This is a genomic window from Mesorhizobium hawassense (genome assembly GCF_003289945.1).
Lineage (GTDB): Bacteria > Pseudomonadota > Alphaproteobacteria > Rhizobiales > Rhizobiaceae > Mesorhizobium > Mesorhizobium hawassense.
On record NZ_QMBP01000020.1, the window covers coordinates 88,197 to 103,299 of the forward strand.

General features: G+C 64.9%; 16 protein-coding genes. 8 read left to right on the forward strand and 8 right to left on the reverse strand.

Annotated elements, in window-relative coordinates:
• Positions 1-137: 137 nt before the first annotated feature.
• Positions 138-809 carry a ceramidase domain-containing protein gene (locus tag DPM33_RS29870; protein WP_112100972.1) on the reverse strand — a complete coding sequence of 224 codons (672 nt, stop codon included), beginning with the start codon at positions 807-809 and terminating at the stop codon, positions 138-140.
• A gap of 185 nt (positions 810-994) precedes the next feature.
• Here DPM33_RS29870 and DPM33_RS29875 point away from each other — a divergent pair, with 185 nt between their 5' ends.
• Positions 995-1,786 (forward strand): DUF1223 domain-containing protein, encoded by a 792-nt coding sequence (locus tag DPM33_RS29875; RefSeq protein ID WP_112100973.1) that lies wholly within the window; start codon positions 995-997, stop codon positions 1,784-1,786.
• A gap of 639 nt (positions 1,787-2,425) precedes the next feature.
• Positions 2,426-2,812, forward strand: a complete 387-nt coding sequence (locus DPM33_RS29880) for a DUF2794 domain-containing protein (RefSeq protein WP_112101021.1) — start codon at positions 2,426-2,428, stop codon at positions 2,810-2,812.
• 85 nt (positions 2,813-2,897) lie between these two features.
• Here the strand turns inward: DPM33_RS29880 and DPM33_RS29885 are convergent, their stop codons facing one another.
• From DPM33_RS29885 to DPM33_RS29900, 4 genes are all read right to left on the reverse strand, one after another.
• Complete coding sequence (locus tag DPM33_RS29885) at positions 2,898-3,479, reverse strand: GNAT family N-acetyltransferase (protein WP_112100974.1); 582 nt, start codon at positions 3,477-3,479, stop codon at positions 2,898-2,900.
• Positions 3,480-3,596: 117 nt separating this feature from the next.
• Positions 3,597-4,337, reverse strand: coding sequence for a Bax inhibitor-1/YccA family protein (locus tag DPM33_RS29890; RefSeq protein WP_112100975.1), 741 nt, complete (start codon positions 4,335-4,337; stop codon positions 3,597-3,599).
• Positions 4,338-4,565: 228 nt separating this feature from the next.
• Positions 4,566-7,106: an ABC transporter permease gene (locus DPM33_RS29895; protein WP_112100976.1), complete on the reverse strand. Its 2,541-nt coding sequence runs from the start codon at positions 7,104-7,106 to the stop codon at positions 4,566-4,568.
• Positions 7,106-7,804 (reverse strand): ABC transporter ATP-binding protein, encoded by a 699-nt coding sequence (locus DPM33_RS29900; protein WP_112100977.1) that lies wholly within the window; start codon positions 7,802-7,804, stop codon positions 7,106-7,108. The genes DPM33_RS29895 and DPM33_RS29900 overlap by 1 nt, the downstream gene beginning before the upstream one ends.
• Before the next feature lie 83 nt (positions 7,805-7,887).
• Here DPM33_RS29900 and DPM33_RS29905 point away from each other — a divergent pair, with 83 nt between their 5' ends.
• Together DPM33_RS29905 and thpR are read left to right on the forward strand one after the other, a co-directional pair.
• A complete protein-coding gene (locus tag DPM33_RS29905; RefSeq protein ID WP_112101022.1) occupies positions 7,888-8,550 on the forward strand; it encodes an arylesterase in 663 nt (220 codons plus the stop codon).
• 118 nt (positions 8,551-8,668) lie between these two features.
• A complete protein-coding gene (gene thpR, locus DPM33_RS29910) occupies positions 8,669-9,262 on the forward strand; it encodes an RNA 2',3'-cyclic phosphodiesterase (RefSeq protein ID WP_112100978.1) in 594 nt (197 codons plus the stop codon).
• Here thpR and DPM33_RS29915 read toward each other — a convergent pair.
• Positions 9,169-9,684 carry a low molecular weight protein-tyrosine-phosphatase gene (locus DPM33_RS29915; protein ID WP_112100979.1) on the reverse strand — a complete coding sequence of 172 codons (516 nt, stop codon included), beginning with the start codon at positions 9,682-9,684 and terminating at the stop codon, positions 9,169-9,171. The genes thpR and DPM33_RS29915 overlap by 94 nt on opposite strands.
• 103 nt (positions 9,685-9,787) lie before the next feature.
• Between DPM33_RS29915 and DPM33_RS29920 the strand changes: the two genes are divergently transcribed.
• The 3 genes from DPM33_RS29920 (at position 9,788) to DPM33_RS29935 (ending at position 11,377) form a co-directional block, all read left to right on the forward strand.
• Complete coding sequence (locus tag DPM33_RS29920) at positions 9,788-10,081, forward strand: 4a-hydroxytetrahydrobiopterin dehydratase (protein WP_112100980.1); 294 nt, start codon at positions 9,788-9,790, stop codon at positions 10,079-10,081.
• Between the two features lie 86 nt (positions 10,082-10,167).
• Positions 10,168-10,530 (forward strand): YkvA family protein, encoded by a 363-nt coding sequence (locus DPM33_RS29925; RefSeq protein WP_112100981.1) that lies wholly within the window; start codon positions 10,168-10,170, stop codon positions 10,528-10,530.
• Positions 10,531-10,870: 340 nt separating this feature from the next.
• Positions 10,871-11,377: an invasion associated locus B family protein gene (locus DPM33_RS29935; protein WP_112100983.1), complete on the forward strand. Its 507-nt coding sequence runs from the start codon at positions 10,871-10,873 to the stop codon at positions 11,375-11,377.
• Between the two features lie 65 nt (positions 11,378-11,442).
• On the opposite strand, the gene DPM33_RS29940 is transcribed toward DPM33_RS29935, so the two are convergent.
• The gene (locus DPM33_RS29940) at positions 11,443-12,792 is read right to left on the reverse strand and encodes a chloride channel protein (RefSeq protein ID WP_112100984.1); all 1,350 of its coding nucleotides are present in this window, start codon (positions 12,790-12,792) and stop codon (positions 11,443-11,445) included.
• A gap of 191 nt (positions 12,793-12,983) precedes the next feature.
• Positions 12,984-13,283 carry a hypothetical protein gene (locus DPM33_RS29945; RefSeq protein WP_112101023.1) on the reverse strand — a complete coding sequence of 100 codons (300 nt, stop codon included), beginning with the start codon at positions 13,281-13,283 and terminating at the stop codon, positions 12,984-12,986.
• Positions 13,284-13,586: 303 nt separating this feature from the next.
• Here DPM33_RS29945 and DPM33_RS29950 point away from each other — a divergent pair, with 303 nt between their 5' ends.
• Positions 13,587-15,029, forward strand: a complete 1,443-nt coding sequence (locus DPM33_RS29950) for a DHA2 family efflux MFS transporter permease subunit (RefSeq protein ID WP_112100985.1) — start codon at positions 13,587-13,589, stop codon at positions 15,027-15,029.
• Positions 15,030-15,103: the final 74 nt, after the last annotated feature.

The window sequence follows — 15,103 nt, forward strand, 5'->3', positions numbered from 1 at the left end:
ACTTAGGCAATAGGCAGTAGGGAAAGGGACACCTACTGCCTACTGCCTACTGCCTACTGCCTACTGCCTACTGCCTACTGCCTACTGCCTACTGCCTACTGCCTACTGCCTACTGCCTACTGCCTACTGCCTACTGCCTACTGCCTGACTTTCGGCTTTCCGAACCGCGCCGTCGCCGCCAGCAGCACGGCGAGCATAAGCCCGTTGAAGACGTGCCAGAGGAAATGCGTGCCGAGCGGGAAGCTGGCGCAGACCAGCGGATCGATCATGCGGCAGAAGACCGAGACGACGAAGATCGCCGACCCGGTCAGATTGTACCACCCGGCCCGGTTACCGCTGGCCGCCACCCAGGCGCCGAAAAAGGCAAGCGCCAGGAAAGGCGGCAAGTAACCGGTGGTGCCGTTCGAGGCCTGGCGCAGCCAGTCCGGCACGGCAAAGGTGATCAATCCGGCGACGACATAGAAGGCGACGAAGACCAGGATCGCCATGCTCCATTCCATGCCGAGGAAGCGGCGCAGGTTGAACAGCGTGTAGGCCAGCGTGAAGCCGGCGATCGGCAGGATGTCGGCCCAGATCGTGCCTTTGGTGGCGAAGGTGTGGAATACGGTGGAGCCGATGCCGATCGCCACCACCCACCAGGCCAGGACTTCGGCGAAGATGCCGGCCTTATAGCGTCGCACCTGCCAGACACCCCATAGTCCCGCGGTAATGAAAGCCAGGTTGGTCAAAGCATTAGCCGGCTCTGCCCAAAGTCCAGGCCCGGTGCGTTCGCAATAGATATCGACGGGGGTCAGGAGAGTTTGCCACATGGTGAGGATGCTGCTCCCGAATCGAACCGTGCCGTGCAATGCAACGGGCCTCTCCTATTGCGCCCTTACCTGAGGTTGCAACAGCAAAATTTCACCGCAACGTGACTTCCCGTTGACTGTCGCTTCTGCCACATATTTTAGCAATCAGAACAAGGCCGGCGTCACCGGCGGGAATCGGAAAAGTCATGGCATTTCGAGGACGATTGCGGCTTGCGGCGGTAGCGCTGGCCCTGACGGCGTTGGGCGGCGTGGCCCTTGCGGCCGAGCCGGAGAAAGCCGCGACGGGCAAGCCGCAGGCTGACGGAAAGCCCTTGGGCGTGGTCGAATTGTTCACCAGCCAGGGCTGCAGCTCCTGTCCGCCGGCAGACGAGTTCTTCGCCGAGCTCGCCGGCAAGGACGACGTCATCGCGCTGGCCTACCACGTCAATTACTGGGACTATCTCGGCTGGCAGGACACGCTGAGCACCAAGGAAAACACCGAGCGCCAGTATGATTATATGCGCTCCTTCGGCAGCCGCTCGGTCTACACGCCGCAAGCCGTCATCAACGGCCGCAGCCACGTCAACGGCGCCAGCCGCAAGGAGGTCGACGGCGCGCTGGCCCGCATGGACAGGACCGGCGAGGGCATGCGCGTCGGCATCAAGGTGAGCCGCACCAGCGACCGCGTCATGATCGACGCCGGCGACGCCGGCAACGGCCCGAGCGACGCCCATGTGGTGATCGTCTATTTCGACCCGCCGCAGATGGTGCAGATCGGCCAGGGCGAGAACAGCGGCCGCAGCCTGACCTACTGGAACGCCGTCTCCGACATCCAGACCGCCGGCATGTGGCATGGCAAGGCCCAGCGTTACGAATTGCCGATGACCGAGATCGCCAAGAAGGGCGGCTGTGCGGTGCTGCTGCAGTCGGTCGGCAAGGACGGTATGCCCGGCCCGATCCTCGGCGCCGCCTTCATCCGCAAGCCCGACCGTCTTTAGCCTCCGCCTTCTCCCTTTCGCGATGCGAATTCATCGTGCCAGTGGCACGATGAAAGGCGCGCGAACGCCGAGGCGCTGCGAAGCAGCGGGGAATCCGGCGGGGGGTGAATCGACGCGCAGCGCCGAGACGGATTAGGGAGCGCTCCAGCTCGGCCACAAGCCCGAAACCACCGCTGCCTTATTCCTTTCAACACCCTTCATCCGACCGAGCTTCGTTCGGCCAACTTCTCCCATGAGGGAGAAGAAAAGAAAAAACCGGCGTCAGCTTGCTTCTGACGCCGGTCATTCAGGTTTTGGGATCGTCGCACCTGATTTTTCCAAGGAAAAACCGAGGTTGGTTCGATCCGACGCTGACCCGTGGGCGGGGGGCTTGGGGTTTACGAGCCGGTGCCGGACCGAACCGTCTCAGGCAACGCCGGTAAATTCGTCGGACATTGGGGCATGAGCGCGGATTATTTGTGGCAACAATGTGGCGAAGTATCACCAATTCCAACATGTGTTTCGCAAACGTGACTGGACGTTTGGGAAACCGCGCGACCCTGCGCGTGCTTGGGCCCCTGCCATTCGATCGCGCCCTTGCAATTCCCTCATGAAAGCGCGAACCTTGGCCGGCGCATGATTCAATCGAAGGATCGAGGCATGACCGATCACAGCAGCGGGACGGAGGATGGGGAAGCATCCGGAATATTGATCCCGTTGCACGAGGCGCGCAACGCGCGCCTCGTGCAGCCGGTGCGATTCGACCGGCGCGAACTCGACCAGATCCTGAGGCTTTACGGACGCATGGTGGCGGCCAATGAATGGCGCGATTATGCGATTGATCATCTGACTGATCGCGCTGTCTTTTCCGTCTTCCGCCGCGCCAGCGAAGTGCCGCTGTTCCAGATCGTCAAGGACCCCAGGCTGGCGCGCCGCCAAGGCGCTTTCGCCGTCATCGCCGCCGGCGGTCGCATCCTCAAGCGCGGCCAGGAACTCGGCCGCGTCCTTGGCGTGTTCGATGCCAAGCTGAGGGTCGTCGAGGCCTGAGCGGGAAGGGGAAATGAAGAACTGAGGAAAGAAGGCGCTTGGCGCGCCCGGTGTGGCCTTCGTTTTTCTTCAGTTCTCCAATTCTTCAGTTCCTCAATTCCTTTTGAGCCCGGAATCTCCGCTCCGGCAGCGATTCGGGATCCGGCGGCAGGTCGGCGCCGCCATTCAGAGACAGCTGCATGAACACCGTGTCCAGCCAGCGTCCGTGCTTGAAGCCCGACCCTTCCAGGCGTCCGGAATGGCGGAAACCGAGCTTCTCGTGCAGCCGCACCGAAGCGCTGTCGGCGTGGCCGTCGCCGATCACAGCGATGATCTGGCGGAAGCCCGCCGCGCGCGCCGTCTCGATCAGCGCCAGCATCAGCAGCGAGCCCACGCCCTGCCCCTTGGCCTCGGGCGCGACATAGACCGAATCCTCGATGACGAACCGGTAGGCCGGGCGCGGCCGGAACGGCCCGGCATAGGCATAGCCGAGCACGACGCCATTCTTCTCCGCCGCCATATAAGGAAAGCCGCCAGCGGCCAAGCTGTCGAATCGGTTACCCATTTCGGCTCGGCTGGGGGGCTCAAGCTCGTAGCTAGCCGTGCCGTGCCTGACCGCGTCGGCATAGATCTCGGTGATTCGGTCGAGGTCGGCGGCAGTCGCGGCTCTGATTTCCATATTGCTCATAATTTGTGCAGCTTGTTTTTCTGCCTCGATGACAGCAGAGGGGCGCGCAAAAGGAAAGGGCGGCCGTTGGGCCGCCCTTTCGCGAATCTATGGTCCAGCAGGACCGGCCAACCGCCTTTAGCGGCGCTGGCCCATGAACTGCAGCAGGAACATGAACAGGTTGATGAAGTCGAGATAGAGCCTCAACGCGCCCATGATCGCCTTGCGGCCGGCGACATCAGATTGGTCGCCCTCATAATACATCTCCTTGATCGCCTGGGTGTCGTAGGCGGTGAGGCCGGCGAACACCAGCACGCCGATCGCCGAGATGGCGAAGCCGAGCGCGGACGACTGCAGGAAGATGTTGATCAGCATCGCGATCAACAGACCGATCACGCCCATGACCAGGAACGAACCGAACGCCGAGAGGTCGCGCCTGGTCGTGTAGCCGTAGAGCGACAGGCCGCCGAAGGCCGCGGCCGTGGCGAAGAAGGTCTGGGTGATGCTGGTGCCGGTGTAGACGAGGAAGATCGTCGACAGCGACAGGCCGACAAGGCCGGCATAGACCCAGAACGTGGTCTGCGCCGCCCCTACGCTCATCGACTGGATGCGGAACGACAGGAACATCACGGCGGCGAGCGGCGCCAGGATGACGACCCAGCGGAACGCGCTGGCGTAGATGAGCTGGCCGAACGCGGTCAGCTGGCCGTCGCCGGTGATGGCGAGTTGGAAGGCGCCCCAGGCGGCAAGGCCGGTGATGAGCAGGCCAAGCCCCATGAGGTTGTAGACTTTGATCATATAGGCGCGCAGGCCCTGATCGATATCGACGCGCGCGCCGGAGGCGGCGCCCGTCTGGAAGTTGCGAATGGGATCAGCCATTGGAAATCCTCTGTTGCTTCTGCCCCGTCCGGTGACAGGTCTCTTGGGGACCAGGCGCCGCTGGCAGGGCTCCAGCATGCCTGCCGCGAAATATGATGGTTCTTGACGTCAAGAACAAGACGGTAACGGGCCGTAACCCTTTGTGAAAAGGCAAAAGGCCGGTTTTCAGGCCTTGCATCAGACATTCTTACAAAGAATTAACCGGACGGGCGGCCTCGAGACCCCTTGTCAGAGGTTGCGCAGCACCGGCGCCGCCTTGTGACCCAGCACTCGCCAGGTGCCGGCGAGGCCGATGCCGACGGTGACCGTCAGCGAAACTAGGATCGTCGCCACCGCGACCTCCGGCATGAAATGCGAGGGCAGCGTCATGATATGCGCGACCACGAACCAGGCGGCCATGCCGCCGGCGGCGAGCGCGAACAGCGCGGTCGCGAGGCCGATCAGCACATATTCCAGCGAGAACGCGGCAATCAGCGTCCGGCGCGTCGCGCCGAGCGTCTTCAGCACCACCGCATCGTGGATGCGCGCCCGGTTGCCGGCGGCAAGCGCCCCGGAAAGCACCAGCACCGAGGCGATCAGCGCCACGCCGGCAGCAGTGCGGATCGCCGTGCCCAATTGCGCGACCAGCCGGTTGACGATGTCGAGCGCGTCCTTGACGCGCACCGTCGTTACCGCCGGAAATGCGCGGGTGACGGCGTTGAGCAGCCTTGCGTCGTCGGCGGTGGTGGCTTGTTTGTCGGTCAACGTCGCCAGCCAGCCATGCGGCGCCCCGGCAAAGCTGTTGGGCGAGAAGATCATGACGAAATTGATGCCCATCGTCTCCCATTGCACCTGGCGGAAACTGGCGATCTTCGCCGTGACGTTGCGCCCCAGCACATTGACGGTCACGCTGTCGCCGAGCTTCAGCCCGATCGCCTTGCCCTCCTCGGCCGAGAACGACACCAGCGGCTCGCCGGAATAATCCCGCGGCCACCAGGCGCCTTCGGTCAGCGTCGCGTTTTCCGGCTGCTTCGCGTCATAGGTCAGGCCACGGTCGCCGCGCAGCACCCAGGCGCCGTCGGCCGGGATCTTCACCTTGTCGACGTCGACGCCGTTGAGCGCCATGATCCGGCCGCGCAGCATCGGCACCTTGACCAGCGTTCCCCGAGGCGCCTCCTTGCCGACCAGGCTGGTGAAGGCATCGACGTCGCCGCTCTGGATGTCGACGAAGAAGAAGTTCGGCGCCCGTTCCGGCAGGCTGCCCGAGATCTGCCGCCTGAGATTGCCGTCGATCAGCGCCAGCGTCACCAGCAGCGTCAGCCCGAGCCCGAGCGACAGCACCACGGACGGCGTCAGCGCGCCCGGACGGTGGATGTTGCCGAGCGCCAGCCGCAACGGGACCGAGCGCACGCGCGGGCTTCTCCTGGCGAGCCACTGCACCAGCACCGCCACCAGCCGCAGCACCAGGAAGGCACAGACGGTGGCGCCGACGAAGATCGAGGCGATGCGGTAGTCGTTGGCCGAAAGGATCGCCAGCGCCGCCAGCGCGACGACGATCGCCAGCGCCGCGCCCGCGTAGGGCAGGCGCGGCAGGCCGCGGCTCTCGAATCCCATTTCGCGGAACAGCGCGGTTGCCGGCACGTCGCGGGCGCGGCCGAGCGGCAGCAGCGCGAAAGCCAGCGTCACCAGCAGGCCGAACAGCGCCGCCATGGCGAGCGCCCCCGGATAAAAGCCGCCTTGCGCCGGCACGGGGATCACCGATTGCAGAAGCGCGCTCGCCACGAACGGCATGGCGGCGCCAAGGGCGAGCCCGAGCACGATGCCGAGGCCGGCGATCAACAGGATCTGGACGAGATAGACGCTGAAGACGAAGCCGCCGGAGGCGCCGAGGCTCTTGAAAATGGCGATGACGCCGCGCTTGCCGTCGAGATAGGCGCGCACGGCATTCGCCACGCCGACGCCGCCGACCACCAGCGCCGTCAGCCCGACCAGGGTCAGGAACTGCGAAAACCGCTCGATGTTGGCGGAGAGCGCGGGTGCCGCGTTGCTGCGCGTGCGGATCGACCAGCCGGCCTGCGGAAAATCCTTCGCGGCTTGCGCCTGGATGTCCTTGATCCGCGCCTCGGACGTGCCGTCGGGCAGCCTCACCTTATAGGCGTTCTCGACCAGGCTGCCGGGCTGCACAAGGCCGGAAGCAGCTAGGCCTTCGCTGGAGATCATCAGCCGCGGCGCGAAGCCGAAACCGTCGGACACCGCATCCGGCTCGCTGACCAGCCTGGCCCGCAGCTCGAAAACGGCGCTGCCGAGCTTCAGCCGGTCGCCGATGTGCAGATTGAGCCGCTCGAACAACAAATCGGGCGCGGCGGCGCCGAAGACGCCGGACCTTTCGCCGAACAATTGTTCTTTCGGCAGCGCCGGATCGGTTTCGAGCGCGCCATAGAGCGGATAGGAATCGTCGACCGCCTTGGCTTCGACAAGCGCCTGGTCGGAGCCGTCCTCCAGCCGCGCCATCGAGCGCATGCCGGAAGTCCGCGAAACCGCGCCGAGGCCCTTGATGAAGCCGAGCTCGGCGTCCGAGGCGCCGCGCTGGTTGATCTGGAAGCGCAGGTCGCCGCCAAGCAGCGTCTGGCCCTGATCGGCGACGCCGGCGGAGATCGCCTGCGCCACCGAATTGACGCCGCCGATCGCCGCGACGCCCAGCGCGATGCAGGCCAGGAAGATCATGAAGCCGGACAGGCCGCCGCGCATCTCGCGCAGCGAGAAGCGGATGGCGAGCTTCAACGTCCGCATCAGGCCGGCACCTTCACCGGCTTGGGCGCGTCCTCGATGCGTCCCGAGCGCATCGACACCTGCCGCGCGCAGCAGGCGGCAAGCGCCGGATCATGCGTCACCAGCACCAGCGTCATGCCGCGCTCCGCCGCTTTGGCGAACAGAAGATCGGCGATCTGCTTTCCCGTCGCCTGGTCGAGATTGCCGGTCGGCTCGTCGGCAATCAGAATGCGCGGCGACGGCGCCAGCGCCCGGGCGATCGCCACACGCTGCTGCTCGCCACCCGATAGCTCGCCCGGATAGTGCGTCACACGGTCGCTCAGGCCGACCGCCGCGAGCTCTCGCGCGGCGACGCCGAACGGATCGGCGTGGCCGGCAAGCTCGAGCGGCACGGCGACGTTCTCGAGCGCCGTCATATTCGGAATGAGGTGGAAGGACTGGAAGACGATGCCAATATTTCGGCCACGAAACGAAGCGATCTGGTCCTCGCTTTTGCCGTTGAGCAGCGCGCCGTCGATCCGTACCGTGCCCGAATCGACCCTTTCCAGGCCGGCCAGAACCATGAGCAGGGTAGACTTGCCCGAGCCCGACGGGCCGACAATGCCGGTGGCTTCACCGGCCGCCACGTCGAGGCTCACGCCCTTCAGCACGTGGACGGAGGACGCGCCCTCGCCGAGCGTCAGCGATACGTCCCTCAGCATGATGACGGCTTCTGTCACAATGAAAGCGCCCTATATGTGGAAAAAGGAGACGGATCCGTGTCTCCTTCCTTGGATTGTTCCGGTCATATGGGGCTCGCCGCATGGCATTCAAACATCGTTTTGCCGCAACCCCTGCCGTTTTCGCTGCCCTCATCTTCTTCTTCACCCTTTGCGGCGCCATTTCGTCGGCGCGTGCCGATACCTTCACCATCGTCGGCTTCGGCGACAGCCTGATGGCGGGTTACAGCCTTGGCCCGGGCCAGGGTTTCACCGACCGGCTGCAGGCGGCCCTGAAAGCGAAGGGCCTCGACGTCACCGTCGCCAATGCCGGCGTGTCGGGCGACACCTCGAGCGGCGGCCTGGCGCGGCTCGACTGGTCGGTGCCGGACGGCACAAGGCTGGTGATCCTCGAACTCGGCGCCAACGACATGCTGCGCGGCGTAGCGCCGGAAATCCCAGAGAAGAACCTCGACGCCATGCTGGGTAAGCTGAAGCAGCGCAAGATCCCGGTGCTTCTGGCCGGCATGCGCGCCGCGCCCAATCTCGGCGGCGACTACCAGAAGGCTTTCGACGCCATCTATCCGCGGCTCGCCGAAAAATACGGCGCGCCGCTCTATCCGTTCTTCCTCGACGGCGTCGCCGGCCACCCGGACCTGCAGCTGGAGGACGGTCTGCATCCCAATACCCGGGGTGTCGACGTCATGGTCGAGCGCATCCTGCCCGTGGTCCAGAAAGCGATCGCCGACAATGGGGGCGCGTCGTGAGTCCGGAATGTCACGCTTTCCGCTGGGGAAACCCTGTGGACAACAAACCGCTTGCCCCGCGCTTGCATCGATGATTCGCTAGGGCTGAGAGTTTCGATTCGAGGACAGGAGGCTTCACATGCCACGTCTTTTCACCGCCCTCGAAATTCCGCGTGATGCTGCTCTCTCGCTCTCCCTGCTTCGGGGCGGGCTGCCCGGAGCGCGCTGGATCGATGTCGAAAACTACCATCTGACGCTGCGCTTCATCGGCGATGTCGAGGGCCATGTCGCCGACGAGATCGCCAACGCCCTCGACAGGGTTCACCGCCCCTCTTTCCAGATGACGCTCTCCGGCGTCGGCGCCTTCGGCGGCAAGAAGCCGCACGCGGTATGGGCCGGCGTGTCGGCTTCGCCCGACCTGACGGCGCTGCAGGGCGAGATCGACCGCATCTGCCAGCGGCTCGGCCTGCCGGCCGATCCGCGCAAATTCTCGCCGCATGTGACGCTTGCCCGCCTGCGCAACGGGAGCCCGATCGACGTCGCGCAATATCTTTCGGCGCGCGGCAATTTTTCCGCACAGCCCTTCCGCGTTGGCCGCTTCGTCCTGATGTCGTCGCGCGATTCGGTCGGCGGCGGCCCCTATATCGTCGAGGAGGCCTGGCCGCTGGTCGGCGAAACGCTGGCCTCGAGCCGCTTCGCCAGCGCCTCCGACGCCTCGCGGATCATGCGATAGACCGAGGCGAAGGCCTCGTCGCCGTCATAATAGGGATCCGGCACGTCTCGTCCGCTTCCGGTCGCAAATTCCAGATAGAGATGGATGCGATCTCGTGCGGCCTGCGGCGCCAGCGCCTTGAGGTCGCGCACATTGGCCCGGTCCATGCCGAGGATCAGGTCGAAACGCGAAAAATCCTCCGGCAGTACCTTGCGCGCCCTTTGCCCTGATATGTCGACGCCATGCTCGGCGGCGACCGCGATCGAGCGCGGATCCGGAGCCGAGCCGACCTCCCAGCCGCTGGTCGCGGCCGAAGCGAGCACGAAGGCTTGCTCTGCTCCACGCTCGGCGAGCACGGCACCAAACACGCCCTCGGCAAGCGGCGACCGGCAGATGTTGCCGAGGCAGACGAACAGAATGGAATTTATGGGCTTTACGCTCATTCGATATGCGCCGTTTGTGCATTTGGAACCCCAAAACCGCAAAGCACCCTTGGGCGACTTGCATTATGGTGGGGTCAAATTCGAGATAGCACGGGAAATCATTATGACGAGAGAAAAACTCAGCAAGGACGCCGTCACCGCTGCTCTTGCCGAACTCGGCGGCTGGTCGCTGGCCACGGACGGCGCCTCGATAAAACGCAGCTTCGTGTTCAAGAATTTTTCCGAGGCCTTCGCTTTCATGACCCGCGTGGCTCTGGCGGCCGAGAAGATGGACCATCACCCCGACTGGTCGAATGTCTACAAGACCGTCGACGTGACGCTGAATACGCATGACGCCGGCGGCGTGACGGCGCTCGACATCGAGCTCGCCAAGCGGATGAACCGCTATTTCGGGTGAACTCTTGTAGCAGGCTGGCGCTTTCACCACATTTTGTCGCGGCGGGCCGGCGCGCAACGATGCGCCCGGCCGCCAAGGAGAGATGCATGGCGCAAGGCACCGGTTTCGATTTCTTCGGCTTCGGCGACAAGCTCGCCAGCGAAAGTGAGGTCCGCGAGAAATTCTGGCGCACCGCCAAGAAGGCGGCGCGGCAGATCCCGTTCATGGACGAAGTGGTCGCCGCCTATTACTGCGCCATGGACAAGGACACGCCGCTGCGCGCCAAGGCTACCCTGTTCGGCGCGCTCGGCTATTTCGTCCTGCCGTTCGATTTCATTCCCGATTTCGTCGTCGGCCTCGGCTATACCGACGATCTTGCAGTGCTGACCGCGGCCATCGCCGCCGTCAGCGCTCATATCACGCCGGCCCACAGGCAGGCTGCCAGGGACGCGCTGGCCGACAGGAACTGACCGAATGCATGTCGCCCAGAAGTGCGCAGCGGTTCTGGGACGACGACATGCATCAAAGCAAGGACTTAAAGCGCGGCGCGCTTTCAGCCTTGGCTTCGCGCCCGCAGATCAGCGCGTCCGAAAAGACAAACTCTTGCCGTTTTCGTGGCCTCCAACTCCGCGCCGGGACGTCGCGCCAGCCGCTTTCAACGGTGGCGGCGTGAATGGTGGCGGTTTCCTGGGGTGAGTTCCTTTTCTTCGAGGACAATTCACCGTTTGGTAACCCTGATTAAATCAAAATGAAGCGACGGCAGGACGCCAGGCGGCCCGCCTCCGCACCATTTGGAATACGGGAAGAACGATGCGCGGATTGATTGCTACAGTTTCCAGCCTGGTCCTGGTGGCCGCCTTCGCCGCGCCGGCGCTGGCACAGCAGGCGACCAAGATCGGCCAGCACAATGCCTGGGGCACCTACAGCTATCAGTCGGCCGGCGGCAAGGTCTGCTACGTGCTGACCGTGCCCACGGACAAGCAGCCGAAGACGCTCGACCATGGCGACATGTTCTTCTTCGTCAGCCAGCGGCCCGGACAGCAGGTCTCCTACGAGCCGCAGTTCATCGCCGGCTACAACTTCCAGGAAGGCTCGAAGGCCACCGTCACCATCGACAAGAAGTCGTTCTCGATGTTCACCCGCGGCAAGTCCGCCTGGGTCGAGAACGCCGCCGAGGAGCCGGTGCTGATCGCCGCCATGAAGACCGGCACCGACATGAAGGTGCAGGCCAAGTCCGGCCGCGGCAACCCCACCTCCTACGTATTCTCGCTGAAGGGCATCTCGGCCGCGCTGTCCTCGATCGCCAAGTGCAAATAGGCAAGAGCCAGATCTGACCAAAAAGGCCGGGCTCCAAGCCCGGCTTTTATTTCTGAATGCGTGATTCAGCTCTGTGCCGGTATGGCCTCGGCTCTGCGCCGCCGGATCGCCTCGGCCACGAACACCCGCGACAGCGCATGATAAAGCGGCTCGTTGGAGACCAGCCTGGCCGTGCCATAACCCAGCACCGCGGCGCACATCAGCGCAATCACATTGTCATGGTTGCCCGTCATTTCGAGGATGATGACGAAGGCCGTCATCGGCGCCTGCACGACACCCGCGAAATAGCCGGCCATGCCGAGCAGCGCCGCGGTGCCGGTGGCCGCGCCGAAGATCAGGCCGAGCGTGCTGCCCAGCCCCGCGCCCACCGCCAGCGAAGGCGCGAAGAGGCCGCCGGGTATCCCCGACACCATCGACAAGAGGCCGGCGGCGAATTTCTCGACGAAGAAGAAGGCCGGCAGCGGCATGCCTTCGATCGCGCCGCGCGCCTGGGTGTAGCCGGTGCCGAAGGTCAAGCCGCCCGACGCGAGGCCGATCGCGGCCACGGCGAGCCCGCAAACGGCCGCCACGACCAGCGTGCGCGGCAGCGGCTGCAGCCCGTTCCAGCGCCGGATGCGGCGCATGATTTTCAGCGCCAGCAGCGAAAACAGCGCGCCGACACCGCCGCCGATGATGCCGCAGGCCAGCACCAGCGGCCAGTCGGCGGCGAAGGCGACCGTGTCCCTGGCGACGCCGAAATAGGTGTAGTTGCCAAGCAACCCGAGCGAAGCGAGGCCGGCCAGGATCACCGCCGTCAGCACCAGCCCGTTGGTGCGTGCCTCATAGGCCCGGCCCATTTCCTCGATGGCGAAGACGATGCCGGCCAGCGGCGTGTTGAAGGCGGCGGCGATGCCGGCGGCCGAACCCGCCAGGATCAGCCCGCGCGCCTGCGCCATGCCGCCCCAGCGCGCAGCCTGCAGCATCAGCGAAGCGCCGACCTGCACCGTTGGGCCTTCGCGGCCGATCGAGGCGCCGCAGGCGAGGCCGACGATGGTGAGCGCGATCTTGCCCACTACCAGCCGGAGCGACAGGATGCGGCTGCGATCGTCCTCCTCGCGCAGATGGCGCGCCGCGATCGCCTGCGGAATGCCGCTGCCTTGCGATCCCGGGAAGAAGGAATGCGCCAGCCAGGCGCAAAGGACGAAACCGAGCGGCGTCACCACGAGCGGCAGATAGAAGCGCCAGCCGCCCGCATTGCCGGTCATGAGATGGAACAGGGCCTGCGCCCGGTCGGCGAGCAGGGCGAACAGGACGCTGATCAGGCCGATCGAGATGGCGCCTGCCCAGAAGACGAGACGCGGCTGCCAGACGCGCCGCGACACCCACATGGCCTGGGAACGCCGCAGCATGCGGTATTTTCGCGATATGCCGGCCATGACCGTCCTCTTGATGGTGATCCGCCCTAGCACACTCGCCGAGCCGATCAACCCCGCGAGGAAAGGCCCGGTGTCATGCCGGCCAAGTCAAGGAACGCGGCTCGAGGGTCACGGCACGGGGCCTTGCCGGATGGCGGATAACCCGCCGGCGTACCGGCCGGCGGGGAGGTCAGGACGCGGGATCGGCGCGATTACATCGCCATTTTTTCACATTCGGCCTGGGCCTTCTTGGTCGACGTGTCGATCATGTAGGCTTTGCCCTTGGCGTCGGTCATCATCATCATGCAGTGCTTGATGGGCTTGGCCTTCTTCATCATGTCGGCGCTCATCTTGGCGTCCGGCATCATGGTGCCCATGTGACCGTCCGGCATGATCGCGGTGACTTGCCCACCCTTCATCATGGTCATTGTGCCCATCGTGTCTTCGGCGAAGGCCGGCGCGGCGGAAAGACCGACGAGGCCGGCGACAAGAACGAATTTGATCGAATGCATCCGGAAAACTCCCATTGTTGAGGGGCATTGGTCGCCCCTTTCAGGTTCGCGGATGCGCTTCGATCGGTTACATCAACACGAATATGTGATCAGCCGTCGCGTTCCGCCTTGCGCAAGCGGGGGTCAAAATTTGTTGACCTCCCTGCCAGTCGAAATCGCTACCCTCTCGCATCGGTCGAGACATAAAGCAGTCCGGTGCGGTGGGGGTCCGGGCCGGCTGGGCTGCACGACGTGACCGCCGGTTTGATTGCGGACGGCTCACGATCGAGCCGCCGCTTCCTGCACGACGGAACTGGCGGACCATTGGAACAGCATGTTTTTGCGACCGAGCGCGACCCCCGGCTCAAGCTGATCATCCCGTCGATCGTCGCCATCGCCTTCCTGATGGAGCAGCTCGATTCCACCATCCTCACCACCGCTATTCCCTCCATCGCGCAGAGCCTCGATACCACCCCGGTCCGGCTCAACCTCGCGATCACCACCTACATTCTGACTCTAGCCGTCTTCATTCCGGTCAGCGGCTGGTTCGCCGACCGGTTCGGCGCCCGCAAAATCTTTGCCCTGGCGCTCTTCACCTTCACCCTGGGCTCGGTCCTGTGCGGCGCGGCGGAAAGCGTCGGCATGCTTTTGGCCATGCGCGCGCTGCAGGGCCTGGGCGGCGCCATGATGACGCCGGTCGGGCGGCTGATCCTGCTGCGCTCCTTTCCGCGCAGCGGCCTGATCACCGCCATGACCTACATGACCCTGCCGGCGATCGTCGGGCCCGTCATCGGCCCGCTGCTCGGCGGCCTGCTCACCACGTACGCGTCGTGGCGCTGGATTTTTTACGTCAATGTGCCGTTCGGCCTGATCGGAATTTTCGCCGCCTTGCGCTTCGTCGACGATTTCCAGGACGACGAAGCGCAGCCTTTCGACTTCGCCGGCTTCCTCATGGTGGGCGCAGGCGCCGCGCTGCTGCAATTCGGTCTCGAAAATATCGGCCGTCCGGTCATTTCATCGCTGGCGACCGTGCTGGTGCTGGCCGCGTCCGTCCTGCTGCTGCTGGCCTTCGGCCGTCATGCTCGCAGCGTCGCCGCGCCCGCGGTCGATCTGACGCTGTTCCGCTTCCGCTCCTTCTGGGTCGGCACGCTGGCCGGCGGGCTGTGTCGCATCGGCCTCAACGGCGCGCCCTTCCTTTTGCCGCTGATGCTGCAGGTAGGCTTCGGCATGAGCCCGGTCACCTCCGGCTCGCTGACCTTCGTCGGCAGTTTCGGCGCGCTTCTGATGCGGCCGCTGCTGGCGTCGCTGTTGCGGCGCTTCGGCTTCAAGGCCGTGCTGACCGGCAGCGCGGTGGTCGGCTCTTTTGCCGTGGCGGGTTTTTCTCTGCTCCATGCCGACACGCCGCACTGGGCGATCGGCCTTTACGTCTTTTGCTTCGGCATCGTCCGCTCGGCGCAGTTCATGTCGTCCAACACGCTGTCCTATGCCGACCTGCCGGCGGAGAAGCTCAGCCGCGCCACCAGCCTTGGCGGCGTCCTGCAGCAGCTCAGCGTCTCGCTCGGCGTCTCGATCGCCGCCATGGTGCTCAGCCTGGTGTCCAGCCAGGTGCATGCGCCGACGGCGGACCAGTTCCACTGGGCGTTCCTGCTGACGGCGGTCATCCCGCTGCTTCCCATTCCGGGGTTCTTCTTCCTGCACCCGGAAGACGGCGCCCAGGTCAGCGGCCATCGCCGCAAGGCGGAGGCCACCGACGCCGCCACGCCTTGACCCGCCCGCGCATGACTCCGCGGTCAAGCTGTGCTATGCGCCGCGCTTCCTGTCTGGCCGATGCTGAAATCGGC